This is a genomic window from Rhodococcus sp. no. 34 (assembly GCF_054589475.1).
Map to the genome: position 1 here is coordinate 1 of NZ_BAAILK010000011.1, position 6,786 is coordinate 6,786.

Consider the following 6,786-nt stretch of genomic DNA (forward strand, 5'->3'; position numbering starts at 1 on the left):
CACCAGCAAACCGCCCATCCAACACATCCACCAACGTCAAACCCCCCACCACAACCCCCACACCATCCCAACCACCCACCACCAACCCACGCTCACCGGCGACAAACACGTCGACCTCACCGACCGGTGTATCCGCGTTCGCTGCGAAGGCGGCAAGAATCCGCGACATTCGCTGTGCAATGGTGTCGACCGCGGCGCGGTCGAATGCCGCCGGCTGGTACCGCAGGCTGACCTGCAGCGTCGGTTCCGCGACCGACAGCACGGTGAGCGGGTAATGCGTGGCGTCGCGGGCATTCACAGCGGTGACGCGCATACCGGCAATGTCGGTGTTCCCGCCCATCCCCGAGGTATCGATCGGATACGACTCGAAGACCGACAGTGTGTCGAACAAATTGCCTGTCCCTACGACAGATTGAATCGCGCCGAGTCCGACATAGTGATGATCGAGCAGAGCTGTCTGCTCGCTTTGCAGTCGAGCGAGCAGCTGCGTACACGTCTCGTCCGGATCCAGTTGCACTCGGACAGGCAACGTGTTGATCAGCAGCCCCATCATGTTTTCCACACCAGACAACTCGGGTGAGCGGCCCGAAACCGTGACGCCGAAGACTACGTCGTCACGGGAAAGCATCCGAGACAGTAGGACACCCCACGCCGCCTGGATCACCGTGTTCATCGTGATCCCGCTCCGCTGGACCAGCGCACCGAGTCCGTCGCGCACCGAATCCGGTAGATCGACGGCAACCTCTTCGGGCACCAGCTGCTCCGCGATCGGCGTCGAAGGCGCCAACAACGTCGGCTCGTCGACGCCTTCCAAGGCGTCCTCCCACGCCGCGAGCGAGGTCTCCATATCGCGGTGCATCAACCATTCCAGATAGGTGCGGTACGACGGAGTCTCCGGAAGATCGGCCGGGGCCCTCTCGACCGGGAGACCGTCGGCCGCGTATCTCATCAACAGTTCGCGAACCAGCAACGGTATCGACCAACCGTCGAGGACGATGTGATGGTTCGTCACCACCAACACGCACCTCGTCGGCGAGGTTCGCAGCAGCGTCAGCCGAAGCAGTGGCGGCGAAGAGAGGTCGAAGGGTGCACTGCGATCCTCGTCGAGGCGGCGCTCCAAATCTGCGTCGGTTGCCGATCCGCGATCACTCAGGTCGACCTCGGTCCAGGGAATCACTGCATCGTCGACAATCAACTGCACCGGTAGGCCGTTCACGTCGTAGAGAAACGCTGCACACAGATTCGGGTGGTTTGCGAGTAGTCCGGCAGCAGCGCCGCGCAAACGCTCGGAATCAACCGCTCCTTCGAGCTCGACGCACAACTGCGCTGTGTAGACGTCCGTCGACGTGGCCGCCAGTGAGGCATGGAACATCAGCCCGGCCTGAAGGGGCGACACCGACCAGACATCGTGCAATCCGGGGAAGTCGTTCTCCCAGCGTTCGATCTGTTGTTGGTCGACCGAGACGAGGGGAATGTCCGACGGCGTCAGACCGCCCGCATCAGGTCGCGACGCGTGCGCGGTGAGTCCGTCGAGCGCACGACGCCACAGTTCCGCGAACTCCGCGATGTCAGACCTGTCGAGCACTCCGCGGGGAAAGGTGAAAGATGCTGTCAGGCACGGCCCGTCGACGTGGTCCTCAACCGCGGCGTTGATGTCGATCACGGACGCCACAGGCATGGACGGGTTCTGGGTTCCGCCGAGCCTTCGATTGCCCTCCACCGGCAGCCAGTCCTGTGTTCCGTCAGAGGAGCTGATCCGGCCCAGATAGTTGAAACTGATCTGAGGAGAACGGAATCGGCCGAGTGGGTCGCTCTCGCCAGACAGGTACCGCAACATCCCGAATCCGATTCCATGATCGGGGATCGCACGCACGTACTCTTTGACAGCTTTGAGGGCCCGCCCGACGTCGGCGCCACCGGCCAGTGCGTCGTCGACGTCGATTGCGCCAAGTTCCACGCGCACCGGGTAGAGCGTGGTGAACCAACCAACGGTGCGACCGAGGTCTGCGCCAGGAACCACCCCTTCCTCGCGGCCGTGTCCTTCGAGCGTGATCAGGGCGGCAGCGGTATCCATACCGCGGCGTCGTCGCCACCCGATCGAGGCCAACGCAACAGCGGTGACGAGTCCGTCGTTCACGCCGGCGTGGAATGCCGCAGGAACCGTGGTGAGAAGGTGCCTGGTCGCCGAAGGCGAGATGTCCACTGTAACGGTGTCGACCGTGTCGTCGACGTCGATCGTGGGATCGAGTGGGCGCGAACCGATCAACGGGTCATCGCCGTCCAGGATCGTTCTCCACATGTCCAGTTCGACGCTCCGGTCGCCCACGTGCTCGACAAGCCCATGCGCCCATCGCCGGAACGACGTTCCGATCTGTGGCAGTTCGGGCGTGACACCGGCCTGGAGTTGTGCTGTCACCGACGCCAGGTCGGTGACCAGAATGCGCCACGAGACCCCGTCGACAACCAGGTGATGAATCACCACAAGTAGTCGGCCCCGCCCGGTCGACACGTCAGGTTTGTCGGCCAGGTCGAACCAGATCACGCGCACCATGTCAGCCGCGGCGGGATCCAAGCTGTCGGCCACGGCCTCGAGTTCTCCCGACGCCAAGGCCCTGAAACCTTCGTCGTCCACCGAATCGACGGCTATGCGGTGGATCAGTCCTTCGGCCGAGATCGAGCCGGGTGGTAAGACTTCCATGACCCGGTCACTCTCAACCAAGCGAGCTCGAAGCATTCCGTGGCGGTCCAGCAACACCTGGAGACCACGGACAAGGAGGTCTTGGGTGAGATCAGCGGGAGCTGTCAGCAAGAGCGCCTGAGAGAACCGTTTCACTCCGCCGCCACGCAGCCCGCCACTGCTGCGGTCGAGCATCCACTGCGCCACCGGGCTCAGTGGAACAGTTCCGACAGCGGATCCCGGTAGCTCCGCGAGCACATCAGGCCTGTCCTGCTCAAGGTGCGCCGACTCGGCAAGCGCGGCAACGGATTTGTGGTCGAATACATCCCGGGGTGAGATGATCACACCCGCATCGCGAGCGCGGGCCACCAATTGGATGGACATGATGCTGTCGCCACCGAGCTCGAAGAACGAATCATGCACTCCTACCGAGTCGAGCCCGAGAACTTGCGCGAACAGAGCGGCAAGAAGATTCTCGGTTTCCGTTCGCGGTGGCCGGTCGGGTGTGGCGGCGGACGAGAAATCGGGTGTGGGAAGCGCTGCGCGGTCGAGTTTTCCGTGAACCGTCAGCGGAACGGCGTCGAGCACCACCACCGCCGCCGGCACCATGTACGACGGCAGGCGCTTGCCTGCATGGGCGAGGACGTCTCGCGGATCGACACTCGCTCCGCGATCGGGAACCACGTAGCCGATCAACCGATCCCTGCCGTCGCCGTTCCAGACGGCCGTCACCGCCTGGGCCACGCGCGGGTGCGTCTGCAGTGCCACCTCGACTTCCCCGAGTTCGATGCGGAACCCACGGACTTTGACTTGGGCATCGGTGCGCCCGAGATACTCCAGCCGTCGGTCGGGCGTCCACCGCACGCGATCGCCCGTGCGATAGATCCGCGTTCCCGGCGCACCGAAGGGATCTGCGACAAACTGCGTGGCGGTCAACGGGTATCGCCGGTGATAGCCGCGAGCGAGAGCCGGCCCGGCAAGATACAACTCCCCCGCGACACCTACCGGTACCGCTCGCAGACGCGAGTCCAGCACTACCTCGCTGAATCCGCGAGTAGGTGTGCCGATAGTGACCGGGGCGTTCGGAGCCAGTGCCGCACTGATGCTCGACACGACAGTTGCCTCGGTAGGACCGTAGGCGTTGAACATCTTTCTGCCCGGCGCCCAGCGGGCCACCAATTCCGGCGGACACGCTTCCCCACCTGTCACGACACAACCGACAGTGGTGAGACCGTCTGGGTCGACGGACATTAAGGCCGCCGGAGTCACAAAACAATGGGTGACGCGCTCGCGCTCCAGTAGCGCCGCCAGTTCCGACCCGCCGTAGACGGTCGGTGGCACGATCACCATCGTGGCTCCAGCACCAACGGCCATCACGAGCTCGAGAACCGACGCGTCGAAACTCGGCGAAGCGAAGTGCAGAGTTCTGGATCGGGTCGTGGCGGCGAAGGTCTCACGCTCCTGGAGCGCGAAGTCGCTCAACCCGCGATGTGTGACCGTCACGCCCTTGGGTGTTCCTGTCGACCCCGACGTGTAGATCAGATAGACCGGATTGTCGATGCGAATCGGCGCGTTCCGATCCGCGTCGATGACTTTCGATGGCGAGTACGCCCGCAGCCGTTCCTCGAAACCGGCATCGTCGAGGACCAGCCACGGCACGAGGCCGGACAATGCTGCGTTGTGAGCTCGAGACGTTATCCCCCACCCTGCACCGGAGTCGCCCAGCATGTGCTCGATACGAGCAGCGGGATGTCCCGGGTCCACGGGAAGGAATGCCGCACCTGTCTTGGCAATGGACCACACCGCCAGAACGGACTCGACGGAGCGTGGGAGACACAACGCCACCACCGATTCGGGACCCACTCCGGATTCGATCAGCATGCGGGCCAATCGGTTCGACTGCGCGTCGAGTTCGAGATAGGTCACTTCACGTTCCTCGAACACCAGCGCAACGGCGCCGGGATCCTGGGCGGTCGCCATATCTGTTGCTGCAGTCAGCAAATCCGGAAGGGTCTGAACAGCGGCGGAAATCTCACCTCGCACGGGTACCAGTTCGGCTGACTCATAGGCGTCGAGGATCTCGATATCTCCGATCCGTGATTGCGGATCCGTGATAACGCGCTCGAGAATCCGTTGCAGGCGGCCGGCGAAGCCCGCTACCGTTTCCTCGTCGAAAATATCTGTGGCATATCCGAATTCAGCACGAATACCATCCGATTCGCCGGCTGCGCCGGCGTTCTGCGTCACCGTCAACTGAAGATCGAAGTTGATGGTGTCGATCTCGACGCCCACGTCGGTCACCTGCAGGTCGGGGAGTTCGAGTGCAGGCCGTTCGATGTCTTGGAACTCCAACATGACTTGAAACAGGGGCGAGTACGCCGTCGAACGTGAAGGATTCACGATCTCGACGACTCTTTCGAACGGCACGTCCGCATGAATGAAGGCGCTCAGATCTACGTTTCGGACCTGGTCGAGGAAGTCTCCGAAAGTCGCGCCGCGGTCCACTGCAGTGCGCAAGACCAACGTGTTGACGAACATGCCCACCAGGTCGTCGAGTTCGCGCTCCCCACGCCCGGCGATGGGAGTTCCGACGGCTACGTCGTCCTCATCACTGAGCCTCGCCAGCAGCACTGCCAAGGCTGCGTGCACAACCATGAAGACCGTGGCGTTGTGTTTGCGCGACAGGGCAACCACACCGGCATGCACCTTCGGACCGAACACGAACCTGATCCGTCCGCGTCGAAGCGAACGCACATCACCGCGCGGTCGATCGGTCGGAATGTCGAGAACCTCCGGTGCGCCCGCAAGATTCTCGGCCCAATAGCCGAGCTGTTTCGAGATCAGAGACCGAGAGTCCGATTCCGAGCCCAACCAACCACGTTGCCACAACGCATAGTCGGCATACTGAATCCCGAGCGGCGTCCACTGCGGTGCCTCACCGTTCACACGGGAGGAGTATGCGCTCATGAGATCTCGAGCCAGCGGTACCGTCGAGAATCCGTCGGCGGCGATGTGGTGAATCACGATCACCAGGACATGCGAGTGGACCTGGTCATCTCGCCGCAACAAGGTGGCGCGCATCGGGACCTGCTGCGTGACGTCGAAACCAACCGAAGCGATCTGCCGGCTACGCTCGCGCAGCTCTTCCTCTCCCTGCACAAGTATCGGCACGAGATCCGATACCACCTGTGAGGTGGACATGATCACTTGACGCGGTCCGTTGTCCGTCAGAGGAAAAACGGTGCGCAAGGACTCGTGCCGCTCGACGACGTCGACAAATGCAGCGTGAAGCGCACTCACGTTCACTGGACCGTCGAGCCTCAACGCGCACGCGACGTTGTAGGCGGCGGACTCGGGGGCGAACTGATTCGCAAACCACATTCGCTCCTGCGCCGGTGAAAGTGGGATATCTGTCGTCATACCCCGCGGCGTCAACGCCGGCTTGGCCCCCTCTCCTCCGCGACACTGCGCCAATTCGGCCAGCGCTGCAACGGTAGAAGCATCGAAGACGTCACGAATGTTGATCCGTTCGCCGAGAACAGAATTCACTCGCGCAACCAACCTGGCCGCACTGAGAGAGTTCCCACCCAGGGCAAAAAAGTCGTCGTTCACGCCCACCGTCGACGTTCCCAGCAGATCATCGAAGATTGCGGCAACCGTCTCCTCGACCGGCGTTCGTGGCGCAACATACTGCAGCGCTTGAGGTTCGAAGTTGACGTCCGGGAGGGCTTTACGGTCCAACTTCCCATGCACCGTCACCGGAAACTCCCCCAACACCACCACCACCGACGGCACCATGAACCCCGGAAGAGACCTCCGCACCCCCTCCAACACCACCACCTCATCGACCACCACCCCCACCTCACCCACCACAAACCCCACCAAAAAATCCCCACCCACACCCGACCGCAACACCACCACCGCACCAGCCACCCCCACCTGAGCAGCCAACACCGCCTCCACCTCACCCAACTCCACCCGCTGCCCCCGCACCTTCACCTGAAAATCCGTGCGCCCCACAAACTCCAACACCCCACCACACCCCCACCGCACCACATCACCCGTCCGATACACCCGAGCACCCACCACCCCCGACACCGGATCCGCCA

At 62.9% G+C, this 6,786-nt stretch carries 1 protein-coding gene; it reads right to left on the reverse strand.

What is annotated here, in order from left to right:
* Positions 1-6,786, reverse strand: a 6,786-nt coding sequence (locus ACYP01_RS00775; RefSeq protein WP_459678188.1) for an amino acid adenylation domain-containing protein, incomplete at both ends; no start/stop codon positions are given.